Origin of the sequence: Spartinivicinus poritis (genome assembly GCF_028858535.1) — a bacterium.
In the GTDB taxonomy this organism is placed as follows: domain Bacteria; phylum Pseudomonadota; class Gammaproteobacteria; order Pseudomonadales; family Zooshikellaceae; genus Spartinivicinus; species Spartinivicinus poritis.
In genome coordinates this window covers 1-16,690 of record NZ_JAPMOU010000036.1, presented here as the reverse complement: position 1 = coordinate 16,690, position 16,690 = coordinate 1, and the positions used below count along the sequence as shown (strand labels likewise).

Below are 16,690 nucleotides of genomic sequence, written 5' to 3'. Positions count from 1 at the left end.
CTTGCTAGGAAAGGCAACCAGCCTTACACGTCGCAAGCCGTCTTGAGCAAGACCCCGTCAGGTTGCGCAGAGGCGATAAACAATTATTAGAGGTGCCCTTATGTAAATAACTGTACTCGGCACTTACCTGTATGATTAGGATATATCCAACTAATATAGTCTTTTACCGCCGCTTGTAATGATTGCTGATCATTAAATAATAATTCACCGTAATTAGGATCAAATAATCGATATTCCATTTTCTCCAGTTCAGTCTGTTTAATAGCAACGCCTATTGCATGTCCGCCACCGCCTTCCGAAAAATAAATACCAATATCATAATAGCCAGGTTGATTTAAGCAGGCAGCCAGTTTATCCGTATTTAATTGATCTTCACGCAGCAAATAGCCCTTATCGGTTATCCCATAATCAGCTAAATAATCTGCCAATACCTTTTTGTCTGTGGCTTGCCTTGCATTCCAGCTCGCATCTGCATGGCCAGGGTCACCCCCATAAATATCGGTATAATAATTTATTGCCAACTGAAAAATTTCTTCCCGGCCATCAGCTGCCGCTTTTTTTAATTCAGTGTAATAGGGTCCAATATCAGAGAAAAAATCAATATTATGAGCTAACGAACCAAACCATTTCATCACTAGCGCCGCACAAATCCCCCCTTTACCAAATGGTACATCACCGATATATCCACCTTGGGAAAACCGTTGAAAAGTAGCATTGTCGTACTTTTTTATTAGCCGCTTGATAATCAACATCGGGCTTAACAGCCCTTGACGGCAATAAAGTTTTTTAGCCTTCCCATTGGCAGGGGTTAGTTTGCTATTGCTTAACTCGCTATTTTTAAAATCTTGTTTATAATGAGTGCTTGCCTTTGCAACTTCATTGTAAGAGCCATCAATGAATTTTTCTGTCACTTGAGGGTTAGTTAGTTGTAATTTTCTACCAGACCAGTTGACTGCGTTTGATTGTTGTGAAGAAAGCTTACCAACTACGAACGGCTGAGGCTGAGAAATCCCTTGTATATGACTCACAAAATATCCTTATCCATTTTTTAATTTTAAAATATACTCTTTGAAGGCTTTTAGTTAATCCTGTAAAATTTGCGCTCTCTGCTCTACTGAAGGTATAAAACAACGTTGCCGTTTACCAAACCAACGGTAGCGACGGCTGGCTACAAAACAGTAAAGTTTATCCCGATAACGTCGAGGAATGAGCTTTAATACTAACAATATTCGCCATGGCCAGGCAAAAGACTGGATAATTTTTAAAAAGGCTTCAAGATGGGTGTAACACTGGCCTTTCTCCAAATAAATCATAGTTTCAAATTCATCTAAAGGCATTTCCAACCAACTCAACAAACGCTGACCAACCGGCGATTGCACAGTGGCCATCACAAACTGCTTCTGAACATCCCGTTTTAAAACAAATTTTGACCAACCAGTACAAAGCACACAAACACCATCAAATAAGATAATTTTAGGATATTGTTGTATTTCTGGTGGTGTCATTTTACTAAATGCTGCATTGCACGTTCTAAGCCGTCGATGGTCATGGGAAACATATTATTTTCTAACTGCTCCTGGATCATTTGACAGGATTCATAATAGCCCCAACTGGACTCTGGTAATGGGTTCAACCAGGCAATATGCGTGAACTTATCTTTAAAACGTTCCATCCAGGCTGACCCCGCCTCTTCGTTCCAATGTTCAACACTGCCTCCAGGCATGGCAATTTCATAGGGAGACATGGCTGCATCACCAACGAAAATCACTTTATAATCTGCTCCATAAGTGCGTAATAACTCCCAACTGGATAAGCGGTCATCATGACGGCGCAAATTATCTTGCCAGACTGCCTCATAAATAAAATTATGAAAATAAAAAAATTCCAGGTGTTTAAATTCAGATTTTGCGGCGGCAAAAAGCTCCTCACACTGCTGGACATGGTCATCCATGGTGCCACCAATATCCATCAATAGCAGCACTTTAACTGTATTATGTCGCTCCGGCACCATTTTAATATCCAATAACCCACCTTTTTCAGCAGTTGCTCGGATAGTATCGTTTAATGCAAGCTCTTCAGCTGCACCTTGCCTGGCAAACTTGCGAAGCCGCCGTAAAGCCATTTTTATATTGCGGGTGCCTAACTCAACCTCACCATCTAGGTTTTTAAACTGGCGTTGATCCCACACTTTAACCGCCCGCCGATGCCGTGAGCCCGGTTGGCCAACTCTAATGCCTTCAGGGTTATAGCCAAACGCACCAAATGGTGAGGTACCACCCGTGCCAATCCACCGGTTTCCTCCTTGATGCCGCTCTTGTTGCTCTTCTAGACGCTTTTTAAAGGTTTCCAGTAATTTTTCCAAGCCACCTAAAGACTGTATTTGTCGTTTTTCTTCCTCAGACAAATGCCGTTCAAAGGCTTTACGTAACCATTCATCAGGGATAAGCGTTTCTAACGCTTTAGTTAAGTCATCAAGCCCATTGAAGTAATGGGCAAACGCTTGGTCAAAACGGTCATAATAGCGCTCATCTTTAATCAAACAAGTACGCGCCAAATAATAAAATTGATCAATATCAGCAAATACTACCTGCTTTTCCAGAGCAGCCAGCAAATCTAACCATTCCCGAATAGTCACAGGAATTTTTGCTGCTCTGATCGCTTCAAAAAATTGGATTAACATTGCCGTTTACCGCTTTCTACGTGCCATAAAGGCTAGTCGCTCCAGCAGATGCACATCCTGCTCATTTTTTACCAAGGCCCCATACAAGGGTGGAATAGCCTTACTCGCATCACGATCACGTAAAATATCAACGGATATTTCATCCGCCATTAGTAGCTTAATCCAATCAATCAGCTCTGATGTTGACGGTTTCTTTTTCAAGCCTGGTACTTCTCTCAACGAGAAAAAAATTTCCATGGCTTCTGTCACCAGTTTTGCCGCAATACCAGGATAGTGAACCTCAACAATCTGGCGCATGGTGGACTGATCAGGAAAGTTAATGTAGTGGAAAAAACAGCGCCTTAAAAACGCATCAGGTAATTCTTTTTCATTATTGCTGGTAATAATAATGATAGGCCGGTGTTTTGCTGTAATGCGCTGTTGAGTTTCGTATACATAAAACTCCATTTTATCCAGCTCTAATAGTAAGTCATTAGGAAACTCTATATCTGCCTTATCAATTTCATCGATCAACAACACCGTTGGCTGGTCTGACTCAAAGGCCTGCCACAGCTTACCTTTAACAATGTAATTGCCAATGTCATGCACCCGCTCATCGCCCAGCTGAGAGTCCCTTAAACGAGAGACCGCATCATACTCATACAATCCTTGCTGCGCTTTGGTGGTGGACTTGATATGCCACTGAATCAACGGCAGTTCCAGGGACTTAGCTACCTGTTCTGCCAGCATAGTTTTACCCGTACCGGGCTCTCCTTTAATCAACAGCGGGCGCTGTAAAGCAATGGCAGCATTGACTGCCATCGTTAGCTCATCCGCCGCTACGTATTCCTTGGTACTTGAAAATTTCATTGTGTTTATACCAGCTATCTTTTTAATCTAAAGCCTTTTAAGCCTGTCACTTTTCTATCAGGCTACTGTAGCGAATGATAAGAAACAAAGGAAGCCTATCTATTTCAAAACCACCCTCTCAATAAAGCGAATATTCACCAACCTGCATATTAGAAATAGCTACTATATATTAGATGGCGTTATTTATACTTATACTAATAGTTATTAAAAGTCCATTATGATGCTCTCCCCCTTCAATTTTTAGATATCTAACTCCAGTATCCTTTATTTCCACCCTGTAAATGCTCTATTTATTATTAAAAATTTCACTGGACAGAAAAAGATCTGCTTAACTGTATACTAAATAATATAAGTTGATTAAAAGTACTAAGCCGTAACCTACATATCTAGTCTGAGCAGCTGTTCAATAGTGAAGTACACTAATTTAATATTGCTTGCCTTTGCATTAACAAGCAACTACGCAATATGCTCATTAAGCAATCAGCCAGAAGATGTTGATTTATATATTAGTAAACTGGATATAGATACCGTAACTGCGATAAGAAGCCTTGGCTTTTTAGGTGAAAAAGCAAGCAAAGCGATTCCTCACTTAGCTGAATTTATAAACGATGAATGTCCTGATATATATGATAGAAACTATAACTCAGGCTACCATAAGTGTTATGAAGCAATATATGCCTTAGGGAAAATAGGGACACCATCAGTTAAGGCATTAATAGGCAAGTTAAATACCAATAATACTAGAGTGGTCAAAGCCATTGTTCAGACTATTGGAGATATCGGTGAAGCAGCCAGTATTGCAGTCCCTCACTTGGGTATCTTTGTTAAAGAAGATTGTGATGATATTTGCTATGAAGCAATTACTACACTTAGCAAGATTGGAGAGCCCGCCGTTAACCTATTAATAAATAAGCTATCTCATAAACAATTAACTGATAACATTATTAATGCCCTTGGCTCCATAGGTCCTGATGCATATACAGCAATTCCTTCTTTGGACATTTTTATTAATGATGACTGTGATAGTAGTTGCTTTGCTGCTATAGATGCACTTGAAAAAATAGGCAACCAGTCGGTTAACACTTTGCTCAAGCATATAAACACCAAAAATAAAGAGTTACTTGAATATATAGTCATTGCTATTGGTGAAATAGGAAAATCATCTAGCGAAATTAGATCTCAACTTTCTAGTTTGATAAATAATAATTGTAACAAAATATGTTTTACTGCAGTAGAAGCCCTTGGAAAGCTTGGAAAGCCTTCCATAAAGGTTTTAGAAGAAAATCTAAACAGCAAAAACGATGAACTATTAGAGCATATAATTTATGCAATTGGAAAGATTGGTAAATCAGCGAGCAGTACTATACCTAGCTTAAAAACAAAGCTCACGTCTACAAATAATATAGATATTAAAAATGCTATAATATTAGCTTTTGGAGAAATTGGACCTGAAGCAAAGCTAGCTGTACCCGAGTTAATTAATTTATTAGATACACCTATATACGAAAGCTCCACATTTTTCAACGATAGTAATAATACTCTAGTTAACACCATAAATACTCTTGGTAAAATTGGTATGGCAGCAAGTCCTAGCCTGCCAAAATTAGCTCAACTTTTTTATAAGCACAAAGAAAACGACAACCTATGCCACCTAATAATAAAAAATACAAACATCATTCTAAAAGACAGCTTAATTAAAGCAGATAAACTCCCTATCCCTTATATAGAAAAAATAATAAAATATATAGAAACTTCCTTTAAAGATATTAAAATTAATCCAATACTAAAAGACATAGAGATTACGCAGGTAGCACTAGCCAACCATATAAAATTAAAAAAGAAAAGCATCAAACATAAATTAAAAGACTGGATTTACCAAAATCAACTTCTTTTCTGGTTACTAGTCTACATAAGTTCTCTACTATCAATATGGTCAATTATATTTTTATTAAAACCACTCTGGATTTTTAAGGTCAATGAAAGTATAAAAACCTATACAGAATTTCAACTACCATCTTGGTTAGGGGGAATGAAAATCCCTTTCAATCTAGCACTTCTTGTCGGATTTTTTCACTACTGTCCCAGAGTCTTAGATGCTTGGGTTAAATCATATGTTTCTTCTGCTCGCGAGCGTTTTTCAAGAAAAAATACTGTATATGATAGAAAGGTTTACATTCCCATTCCTATAGAAATGGATGGAAACCTATCAGACTCATTAACCAATGAAATTCTGTCTCCAAAAATCAGAAAAAAAAGATTCTGCTTACTTATTTCAGGAGAAGGAGGCTCTGGAAAAACAAGCCTTGCTTGTCAAATTGCTAAGTCAGTAATGGAGGAAGATAAAGATAAAAGACCATCTAACCATATTATGCTACCCATATTATTAGAGCATGAGCTGGATGTAGAGCTTTCAGAAGAAAGCGACACTTTACTAACAGTAATTGGGAGACAACTACAAGACTTAATTGAATCTCCAATACCTATTTCTGAAAAACTATTACAATATTTACTCCAACATCAACGACTATTAATTATAGTTGACCATTTTTCTGAAATGACTACAGAATCATGCAAGCAATTCCATCCTGAGATACATAACTTCTCTATGAATGCTTTAATAATAACTTCCCGAAATGAAGAAAACCTAGGTAGCTGTATTAAATCAGTTATAAAGCCATTACGAGTTTCAGGTAATCACTTGTCCTCATTTATGGAAGCTTATCTGACAAAGCGGCAAAAGCGAAGTTTATTTGATGATACCAGTTTTTTTAAGTACTGCAGCAAACTATCCGCAATAATTAGTAAAAGAGAAATCACTGTACTATTAATTACACTATATGCTGAGCTGATAATCTCAAAAGCTGAACATAATGGTGAAAGCCAATTACCAGAAAGCATACCTGACTTAATGTTAAGCTACCTAAATAATATTAACAGAAATATTCATATTAAAAAACTAGATGACTTAACCATTCATTGTGACATGAAGACAATTGCCTGGGTATCGCTCAAAAATAATTTTCAACCTTCTTCACCTCTTATTATTGATTTATTAGCCGAAATGGAAGGCGAAAACAAGCAAGAACGGCTGAAATATCTTGCAGAACAGCTAAGAATAATTCATTTTATTCAGCCAGCACAAAAGCGTATTCGCATAGCTCTTGACCCTCTTGCTGAATACCTGGCAGGTATAAAACTAGTAGAGATACTAGCAGAACAAGAAAATCATTGGCATACTTTTTTTCATGACATTGATGATAAAATCAATGCAAGAAAGCATATTTATGGATTTCTACTTGCCGTATGGGACTGTTGTCTTGCCAGTCAAGAGCATATTTCTATACCCAGTTTTGCTTACAATGAGCTAACTCTAAGGGTAGATAGAGCTGCAGAGATTGAAAAAGAACACTAAATACTTTCATACTTTAAACTATATAGTAGTTTGTTCGCTTAAGCTCTATAAGCTAAAATAGGTATAGTTAACTCTTGTTAATCTAATTTACAAAAAATAAAAACGTGGCTCACAAATCATCTTCCTACTAACTTAACTACCAGTTTTATAGTGAGAGTTATATGTTTCATTCCTACTTTATTACTAGTACTACCTTTATTATCTCTTCTGCTTCTATCTTAATCATTAAAGCAACATTGGCCGCAGTGTCTCCTAAAGAAGCTGAATTGTTAAAAAGTGACCTAACTCCAATAGGGGCAGAGAGAAAAGGAAACAACACTGGAGAAATCCCTGACTGGAATGGAGGTATACAGAAAAGTGATATACCAGCAGCATATAAACCAGGACAGCATTACCCTAATCCTTATCCTAGGGATAAACCACTATTTACTATCACCTCAAATAATTTCAAACAGTATTCGAGCAACCTTTCAAAAGGACAAGTAGCATTATTCTATTCTTACCCAAACACTTTCAAAATGCCTATTTACAAGTCTCGTCGAACTGGGGCGCTCCCCTCCTTTATTTATAAAAATACTTATAAAAATGCAACTACGGCAAAATTAATTAATAATGGTAGTGGCTTCACTGGTGCTTATGCAGGTTTTCCTTTCCCAATTCCTAAAAATGGTATAGAAGCCCTCTGGAATCATATAGTTCGTTACCGTGGAATATATGCTAAACGCACAGTAACTGTAGCTGCTATCCATCGTAATGGCAACTATATACCTGTTTCTGTTCTGCAAGAAGCCTATTTTCATTATTATAATCCACTAGGTAATGAATCAACGTTAGATAATATTCTTATTTATTATTTATCCCACATACTCACTCCTCCTCGATTAGCAGGCAGCTATTTATTAAAATATGAAACTCTAGACCAAATGAAACAACCACGATTATCCTGGGCATATAATGTAGGCCAACGTCGCGTTCGTCGAGCCCCTAATGCATCTTATGACACTCCTGTTGATATGGCAGATGGGTTAGTAACTATTGATGATGTGGACATGTTTAATGGCTCTCCAGATCGTTTCGAATGGAAACTTAAAGGCAAGAAAGAGATTTTCATACCCTATAATAACTATAAGCTTATTAGTCCTAACTTAAAAAACAATGATATCTTAAAAATTGGACACATAAATCCTCATCACACCCGATATGAGTTGCATCGTGTTTGGATTGTAGAAGGAACTCTCAAAAAAGGAAAGCGACATATTTATTCTAAACGGATCTTATATTTGGATGAAGATAGCTGGGGAGCAGCCATCGTTGATCTTTATGATAATCGAGATAAGTTATGGCGTATTAATATGGCCTACCTGTTAAATTATTATGATCAACCTACAATATGGACAGGATTAGATGTTCATCACGACCTTCAATCTCGACGGTATTTTATAAGTGGCATATCTAATGAATTGAAAACCTTTATAGAGTTTTCTAAAACTTCACCTAAAAAAAGCCACTTTAGACCAGCAGCTCTTAGACAAAAAGGTAGAAGATAAAAGCCCCTTGTACTATTATCTCATCGTTCAAATGACTAGCTTTCTTTGCTCCTCAAAAATCATATTTGATAGTTACTGCTATATGGTCTCTGTCATTTAATTTATTCCGTCGTTCTGCCCCAAAAAAATTTGAATAACTAATACTGGCTGAAATAGTCTCTAAGTAGTTTGCATTTAATTCAACAGTTGCCGCTTTACGGTCTTCCATAAAACTACCTGTTACCCTTGAGTTACCATCTACATCATGCTTGAAGCGCAAAATTGGGTTTAAATTAATACCTGCAAACGCATCGTTCCACACGCCAGAAAGTACTATCGTATAACCCCAGCTAAAACGGTCTAAACGTTCATGGGCAGGGGTATAGTCACTAGCAAAAATATGCTGATTATAAGGGCCAGAGCCGTTTGACAGAAACCTATCATAATCACCACCTATACCAGATATCATTTCGAAGTGAGGCTCAAATAACCCTGTCAGACTATCAAACCCTATTAAAGAACCAAAATTATGGATAAATATTAATGAACCAGTCCATAATTCTACACGTTCGAAGTTATTATACCAACTTCCTAAACAAGCTCTATTTCTAGCCCTTGCTTGAGATATATTAAAAGTATTTCCAGAACAAACGTTAGATAGCCCCGCCGCGACTTGGTTAGAAAGCGATACTGTATTCAAGGATATACCCGCACCTAAATCATCTAGATGATCAATCCACATTGGCATATTAGGTCGATAAGCCAATTCACCAGCAATAGCTGTGTTTCCAATAGTAGTATTAAAGCTTAGTCCATACATACGAATATCTTCTGGAAAAGCTCTCCTTACAAATACATCATTAGAAAGAACATGTCCTGCTGACAAACCAGCAATACATGTGCTAATTCCATCAATGTCTAGCCCCAATCTAGGATCTAAGCATATATTTCTTATTTTACGATTTTCATTAGAATTAAAATCCTCTATTCTACCATCATTTGGTATCTTGGCTTGGACAAACGGTATTTGGGAGTGATAATTAACATAATACACTCCAAACTCTGTACCATTAAGGCTTTCAGCAAAATATTTAAAGTTAACTCCCCATTGCCCTCCATCTGACGCAGATTGTTTCTGGCCAACATCAGCTACAACCAGATAATCCTGCGCTGAATTTGTATTTATATTTAAATCGGTATACAAGTCTTCACCTGGAGCCAAAACTGTATTATAAGCATTTGCAATAAGCTTTATACCGTCACTCACTTTATTATAGCCTTTGTCTGCTCCCTCAGAAACGATATCATTATTACTAAAATAGGATCCTCTAGGAGGTACTATAGATTCATCCCACTCCAACATATAGTACGCTTCCATAGAAACATTATCTGTCAGCCCTATAGTGAAAGATAAAGCCATTTGTGGAATTAATAAATCCTTCACTTCAGAGCCAGGTAAAGAAATATGAACTGCATCTATTGGGTTAATAGTGTTAATTCCTTCCCTGTAAAAAAGTCCTTCTCCCCAATTTAATACTTGCTGACCAATGCGTACATCAAGTGTTTTCTCATATAGATTGAAGTTACTATAAAGATAAGCATCTAATAGAGAAGCATCCTTACCAATCAATCCCTCCACTTCACTATCAAAACCATCACCATAAGGATAAGTATTAGTTTGATCAAGAAACCTTCGATTAATAAAGCGACTATTTGCATGATTCCAATCAGTAGCCTGACCTATCACAACAGTATCATAAAAGGCCCGCCCTCTAATAAATACTCCTATATTTTCAATATTACTATCAAGGTTAGAATAATTAGCTTCTAATTCAGCAGTTATTTTATAAGTATTAGAAACTAGTCCTGTATCATAATTACGATTACCATCATTAGAATTAACCTCATCATGGGTAGGCTCTGTATCATTCCCATATTTTCGAGTATCTCGTCCTTCCACTCGCCACATTGCGCCATAAGATAAGCTAGTATCTACTGAACCGGTTATCTCTCCTCCATAGCCTGGTAGGATGCTAAAAAAACTTAACAGCACCAAGCTTTTTCTAAAAAAAACTATTTTCACTAACAAATAATTCTTATTAATCACGTTATTTTTCAAGGGTTGGTATTATACTTTTAGTATGTTTAAATACTTTGGCACACTATCCCTTGTGTTAAGTGATCGTTATTTAAGGTATCCAGGTACTGTTAAGGGCACCTAAGTAACTTGAGTATCTTCTTTTGCTTATAAGATAGCTTACTGTGCTGAAAAAAATATATAAAAAAAGTACATTAACAAATTAGTTATATGCCAAAACCTTGAGAACTATCTGTATAGAAAACTAAATATACAATCGTTTCATAAAGCTCTGGCCAACCAGAGCTTTATAATGGCTATACTAAAATAATAGCTACCGGATAGTAGACACCAACTCTCCCAACTGAAATACTGCCAGTTCTCCCGGCTCTAAGGTATTCCAGGTTTCATTAGTGGTTAGTGGCTCTGTTGCTATAACGGTCACTACATCATTAGGGGTGGTTTCTTTTTGGAAGTCAATTTTGAGTTCAGCATCCTTCAAAATGGCTTCTGCAAAAGGTGCTCGTCGTGTTAGCCAGGATAATTTCGTCGAGCAAAATGCATACAGGTAATTAGCTTCGCTTAATAATAAATTAAACACTCCATATTCATTGAGCTGACAACACAATTGATGAATAGCCTGCCACATAGGCTCTGGTTGCTCAGGCATCACAGGAAACTGCTGTCTTATTTGAGCTAACATCCAGCAAAAGGCATGTTCACTATCGGTGGTTCCCACGGGTAAATAAAATGATAAGGGAAGCTCTTGCTTGGCTTTTTTTAGCTGACCATTATGGGCAAAAGTCCATTTTCTTCCCCACAACTCTCGAATAAAAGGATGTGTATTTTCTAAACAAACTCGCCCGGAGTTAGCTTGTCGAATATGGCTAATGACAATACAGCTCTTAATAGGGTATTGTTTTACCAGCTCTGCCACTGCGGATTGATAACTTGGCTGGCTATCACGAAACTCGCGAATGGCTTTTCCTTCATACAACACAATGCCCCAGCCATCTTTATGCGGGCCAGTGCGCCCTCCTCGCTGCATAAGCCCAGTAAAACTAAAACAAATGTCCGTTGGGACATTGGCACTCATACCTAATAATTCGCACATAACCCTAAAAATTCACGTATAACGCCAGTAATTCGCCTATAGCAGCGATGAATAAGTAAATACTTTTACCTACTATATCACGATATACTCTACGCTTTGAGTATAATAAGCAGGAAAAGGAGCTGTTAATAAACGACGGTTGATTTATTCAGACTTATTCTTTTTTTCATCAGACTCATCTCCCCCCGATAGGTCAAAGTCTTCATTCAGTAAATCTTCAGGGTCTTCGGTAGGAATATCATCTTCATCTAACTGATCCTTGGTTTCAGCTTGTTCCTCATCCACCGCTTCTGATGGAGCAGGAGGCGGCTCATCTGCCTCGGCTACTGGTTCACTGGCCGTTAAGTCTTCAAGATCATCAGCTGGTAGTTCAATTTCCATGTCATCGTCTTCTGCCATGGGCTCTTCTTCGGGTTCCGGCTCTGGCTCATCAGGCTCTTCTAATTCCGCTTCTAGTACTTCAGGCTTTTCATCACTTGTTTTTTCTTCATTTCCTGTCCCTTCTTTATCAGACTCAGCTGCCTCATCATCAAGCTTTTCATCACCACTCTTTATCAATTTTTTATAGGCAAAAAATAAACCGCCCAACACCAATATATTGCCCAAGGCAATACCTGCATAAGTAATCCAGCCTAACTCATCTTCTGCAGCTTCAGCCTCTCCCTCTGGCTCTTCTTCAGCGTCCAGCTGTTCTTCTGTTTCAGGCTCTTGTTCCGCTTCAGTGCTCGTATCCTCTTCTGGTTCCACTTCCTGCTCAGCTTTTTCTGGCTCTGGCTCAGGCGCCACTCCAGCTTCTACAGTGGCTGTTTGTGTTTCTGGGTAGTTCAATATAATTGGAGCAGTTTCAATTTTCAGCGATTGTCCATCTTTCGCTTGTGCATTGATATTAAAAAAAACTTTGTGTTGACCTTGCTGCAAACGCTCAATGGAAAATCGCCAACTCCGACCATCTTTATATAACGGTACTGGACGAAGCTGCTTGGTGCCATCAGGGTAGCGCACTTGAGCGATGACTTTAGATGATTTTCTATCAATCGACTGACTGCGGGGTTTCACTACCACTAAATACTTATCTTGACCATCTTCATTGAACAATTCACTCTCAATTTTAAATGGTTGACGAACTGAGACGAGTTTTGCGTAACGGCGATTAAACGTATTGGCATCAATAACCAGCTCAATCCGATAATCACCTAACTCTGGAAATGGCTTAAGTAGATCAGTAAAATGTCCTTCTTTTAGTGAATCCTCCCCTTTTATTGGTTGCTCACTGATTAATTTTGCGGTTTGATATACCCGCCAACTGCCTTGAATAACCTGTAAAAACTCCTCTTTAAGAATCGTTTTGCCTTGCTCCTCAAACCAGAAATCCAGCTCGACTTCCTGCCCTAAAAATAAGTTACTGGGGATTTCATTTACTTTTAATTTTAAGTCACTAACAATGGTAACTCGGTTATCAGGGTCAGGCTCTGCTTGTAACAGCCACTCACCTTCATACGGCTTTTGTACTGTAACTAAGTCATACTGATCAGTACTATGCCATTTAATATCATCAGTGATATTGTCTTTGGAGTAGAGCGTTTGATCAGGCGATAAGAGTTGGGTTACGGCTTCAAGGCGAGGCTTAAAAACCAGTAACGTAAACTCTTCAACGCTGGAATCTACCAAGAATTTATTATCTTTTAAGGGGACTTGTTCAGCCGGTGCCGTTTGCTCCAGCGCTTTTAAAAATAGTTTGGTTAATGCTTCAGCATCATTGGCTTCGGAAGAAAACCCACCCGTTTCTATGGCTAGGGTATCCATCAACTCCCGATCAGAATTACTGGATAACGCAATGGTATGAATAGTGTAACCAGCCTGACTGAGTACTGGAATTTGTTCGGTAATAATTCGCTCACGTTCGGTCTTATTCTTATCTGGATCTTTTGAAATATCCACCATACCGTCGGTTAGCAGGATGATATGGCGAGGCTGTTTTGCCTGGGTATTACGATCAAATGCAGCTACATTGAGGGCTTCACGAATATTGGTAAATAACCCAGTTGAGTTGATTTTTCCTACTTGTTGCCTTGCTTGTTGGCGCCATTTGTCATTAACCTCGTCATAGGGCACCAATGGTTTGATATGCTGCCCAAAATTCCATACTCCTGCCTTACTTCCTTTTGGTAATAATTCAACCATTAACTCTATTGCAGGTACTCGTAAGTTTTGGGGATCATTAATTTTCATACTGCCTGAAATATCCACGAGCATTCGGACATCAGCAGCAGCAACTTGGGTGGAGGGAGACTGATCAGATTCTTCAGCAAAAGCGGCACTAACAACTATAAAGCGAAAGAGAAGCAATAATAAAAATGGAATAAATGCCCTGCCACCTTGCCTCAGCGTGCTAATGATAAATTTAACCACCGCCAGGTGTGGATTAAATAAGCTTGCCAGGATGATAGACCCAGCCCTATGAGTCATTGCCAGCTCCTTGCAATAGTGACTAATGACCAGCCTGTGCCAATTTGCTTGTGATCAAGCTACACACTTCTGCATCTGAACCCAAAGCCTTCACGGCTTTTATGCCTGTTACAATTTGTTGTATTCAGGCCAATTGTAAGCCGCTACTGCATATAACCGATCAGCACAGGAAAATATCTGGTACCACCATTAAGTTATAGCAGTTTTATTGTAAATGGCACGGTTAAGCAGGTATTGACGCCTCCAGAATGGAGGCGAAGTTCGGAAAGGCAGAAGACAAATAGCAGACGACTATACAGTTTAAATCGTTGGGGTAATCCGCTCTTTAGGTTGTTGGGGAGGTTTTTTCGTGCGCTTTTTCTGCTTAGTTTGTTGTTGACGAGTAGCAGGCTTACGCTTGTCTTGTGCCTCTGCTTTCGACTTAGTTCGCTTGGGTTTAGGAGATGGCAAAACGATGAACAACCCTAACAGCAAAACAAACATCAGTAGCTCTGCCACAGCAACCACATGTCCTGCTCGATAGGCTGACTCAGCCCCTTTGGTTAAAGCATCATATAAGGCCACCAGGCCAGCAGGTGCTAAGTAATCTTGGTTGTTATCAACATACCATGGGGTAAATAAGGCAACTGCCACAACTCCACGTAACAAACCTTTTAGAAAGCGGCTTAATGATCTTGTCATACGCACCCAGACTAAAAAACAGCCAAAGGCACTCGCTAAATAAATCATCCAACCGTAAAAATAATGATTTGGATCCATACCGATAATAAATTATACAGCTTAGTTTAAGAAAAGTTTGCTCATCATAATCAAAGAGGCCCGTCAGGTCATTATAAACAAGTTAAATAATATTTTAGGGGATTAGTTTTGATTACTGTTGGTTAAGCTTACGACCTCGATCACACTCTACCTTTGGGCATTGCTTAAGCCGCTTTTTGACTGTTAGTGCTTGAATTTCTTGTTGGGTCGCAAGCAGTTGTGAGCTTTCAGGCTGAACGGCTAAGCCACAGGCCAATGCCTGCTGTGCTGCACTCTGGCAACCGCTTGTTGCCAAAACATAGCTCAGATTATTCCAGCCCACCGTATGATGAGGGTGTTCCTTTACCAGAGCCATCAATGCATCTACCGATTGTTGCCACTGCTGATTAGCATAATGGGCATTACCTAACCCTAATAAAGCAATAGGCTGATGATCCCAGGTTTTGAGCGCTGTTTGATAGGCCATAATCGCTGCCTCACGCTGGTTGACCTGCTCCAGCGATTGGGCTGCCTTTAGGTAAGCGAGTGGATTAGCCGAGGCCGGCAGCCGATCAGGGGGTAATGCAACAAGCCCCCAGTATTTGGCTCTGCTCCAGGTTTTTCCAAATAATGCCAGGGGCATTTTATACCGCTTATGTTGTTCTGACCTGAGCACTACCTGTTTTTCTGACCACTCAAAGCCTACCACCACCGCATAATGCCACTGAGGGTACCAGCTATAGCCTAAATTCAGCATGACTAGCACAGGGTGCCCGGCAGTGATTTCCGCCAGCAACTGTTGTAGAGAGCCTTTCATTTCATAGGCTAACAAACCACGCTGACGGGTGGCTGCCACCAGTTCAACTTGAAAACTACCCTGCTTGGCAGGCGTGTAAACCTCATCGACCAAATCATCTGGCACCACCGGCACCTGCCAATAACTCAAAACAGTTGCCAAAGCAGCAGGACCGCAGTGGTATTCGGTTTGAGGAAAAAAGGGTACCTGCTCCAGCTCTACTTGATAAAAGCTATCAGCAGGTAGCTCATCCATTTGTTTTATAAAGCCATTACTGGCACATCCCGTTAATGCCAATAAAATAAAAATGCCCAGCAAGTGCCGGGCATAAGTAAGGAGCAATAAGGATTTAAAAAAATTTGCCACTATTTTCTTATTTAATTAATACAGCGTACAAAAGTAAATATATCCGTTGCACACAGCATATCGGTTACAATAAAGACCACTAAAAATAAGACAATCACACCAGCAACGCCACTACCCGCAGGCAGTTCAGTTAATTTTTCATTAAACTGCGCAAGCTCTTCAGGTGTCATTGCATCAATTCGAGATTTGACTTGTTCTTCTGGCACTCCTAGCGCTTGAAGCTTTTCCTTTACTTCGTCCTCTTCAAGCATACTTAGCAAGGCTTCTTTATCTACCTGGTGCTGCTCTTCTGCGATGACCTGATCAGTGCCCACCATACCCGCTCGTACCATCGTGGTTTGAATTGAGAGCAGAGCTATACAACAAGTTAAAATAAGCGCTACTAAACGACGCCCACCGAATGTCAGTGCCATTATTTGTTTCCTACTTAAGAAGATGAATTCTGCTCAAGTCTAGAAGTAATATTCCCATAGGGTCAAACAGGCTTTGTTATTCCGTGAGAGTCATCATTACTGAAGTGAGGATTGGGTATACAACAACTTGTTTACAGATAAACCCAATCATTATTGAATAAATATGGCTCAATATAGATTCCTGGGGGCTATATTAATAGCCCTACTAAATCACTTAATAACCCTTTACCACGACGTTTTAAATTATACACAA

At 39.1% G+C, this 16,690-nt stretch carries 12 protein-coding genes; 2 read left to right on the top strand and 10 right to left on the bottom strand.

Annotated features, from left to right (window positions below):
• Positions 1–98 precede the first annotated feature (98 nt).
• The 4 genes from ORQ98_RS21220 to ORQ98_RS21205 are packed head-to-tail and all read right to left on the bottom strand — an operon-like array spanning position 99 to position 3,529.
• Complete coding sequence (locus tag ORQ98_RS21220; protein ID WP_274690830.1) at positions 99–1,028, bottom strand: YopT-type cysteine protease domain-containing protein; 930 nt, start codon at positions 1,026–1,028, stop codon at positions 99–101.
• Between the two features lie 54 nt (positions 1,029–1,082).
• Positions 1,083–1,505, bottom strand: a complete 423-nt coding sequence (locus ORQ98_RS21215; protein ID WP_274690829.1) for a thiol-disulfide oxidoreductase DCC family protein — start codon at positions 1,503–1,505, stop codon at positions 1,083–1,085.
• Positions 1,502–2,680 carry a vWA domain-containing protein gene (locus tag ORQ98_RS21210; protein WP_274690828.1) on the bottom strand — a complete coding sequence of 393 codons (1,179 nt, stop codon included), beginning with the start codon at positions 2,678–2,680 and terminating at the stop codon, positions 1,502–1,504. The genes ORQ98_RS21215 and ORQ98_RS21210 overlap by 4 nt, the downstream gene beginning before the upstream one ends.
• Positions 2,681–2,686: 6 nt before the next feature.
• Positions 2,687–3,529 (bottom strand): AAA family ATPase, encoded by an 843-nt coding sequence (locus ORQ98_RS21205; protein ID WP_274690827.1) that lies wholly within the window; start codon positions 3,527–3,529, stop codon positions 2,687–2,689.
• A 409-nt stretch (positions 3,530–3,938) separates the two neighbouring features.
• On the opposite strand from ORQ98_RS21205, the gene ORQ98_RS21200 reads away from it, so the two are divergent.
• Both ORQ98_RS21200 and ORQ98_RS21195 read left to right on the top strand, forming a co-directional pair.
• Positions 3,939–6,941: a HEAT repeat domain-containing protein gene (locus ORQ98_RS21200; RefSeq protein ID WP_274690826.1), complete on the top strand. Its 3,003-nt coding sequence runs from the start codon at positions 3,939–3,941 to the stop codon at positions 6,939–6,941.
• 161 nt (positions 6,942–7,102) lie between these two features.
• Positions 7,103–8,488: a DUF1329 domain-containing protein gene (locus ORQ98_RS21195; protein ID WP_274690825.1), complete on the top strand. Its 1,386-nt coding sequence runs from the start codon at positions 7,103–7,105 to the stop codon at positions 8,486–8,488.
• 52 nt (positions 8,489–8,540) lie between these two features.
• On the opposite strand, the gene ORQ98_RS21190 is transcribed toward ORQ98_RS21195, so the two are convergent.
• The 6 genes from ORQ98_RS21190 to ORQ98_RS21165 form a co-directional block, all read right to left on the bottom strand.
• Positions 8,541–10,550, bottom strand: coding sequence for a DUF1302 domain-containing protein (locus ORQ98_RS21190; RefSeq protein ID WP_274690824.1), 2,010 nt, complete (start codon positions 10,548–10,550; stop codon positions 8,541–8,543).
• Positions 10,551–10,878: 328 nt separating this feature from the next.
• Entirely contained in the window at positions 10,879–11,658 is a 780-nt protein-coding gene (locus ORQ98_RS21185; protein WP_274690823.1) for a class II glutamine amidotransferase, read from the bottom strand.
• Between the two features lie 144 nt (positions 11,659–11,802).
• Entirely contained in the window at positions 11,803–14,124 is a 2,322-nt protein-coding gene (locus ORQ98_RS21180) for a VWA domain-containing protein (protein WP_274690822.1), read from the bottom strand.
• Between the two features lie 300 nt (positions 14,125–14,424).
• Positions 14,425–14,805, bottom strand: a complete 381-nt coding sequence (locus ORQ98_RS21175; RefSeq protein WP_274690821.1) for a hypothetical protein — start codon at positions 14,803–14,805, stop codon at positions 14,425–14,427.
• Between the two features lie 190 nt (positions 14,806–14,995).
• Positions 14,996–16,024: a PA2778 family cysteine peptidase gene (locus ORQ98_RS21170; protein ID WP_274690820.1), complete on the bottom strand. Its 1,029-nt coding sequence runs from the start codon at positions 16,022–16,024 to the stop codon at positions 14,996–14,998.
• An 11-nt stretch (positions 16,025–16,035) separates the two neighbouring features.
• Positions 16,036–16,437, bottom strand: coding sequence for a PA2779 family protein (locus ORQ98_RS21165; protein ID WP_274690819.1), 402 nt, complete (start codon positions 16,435–16,437; stop codon positions 16,036–16,038).
• Between the last annotated feature and the right edge of the window lie 253 nt (positions 16,438–16,690).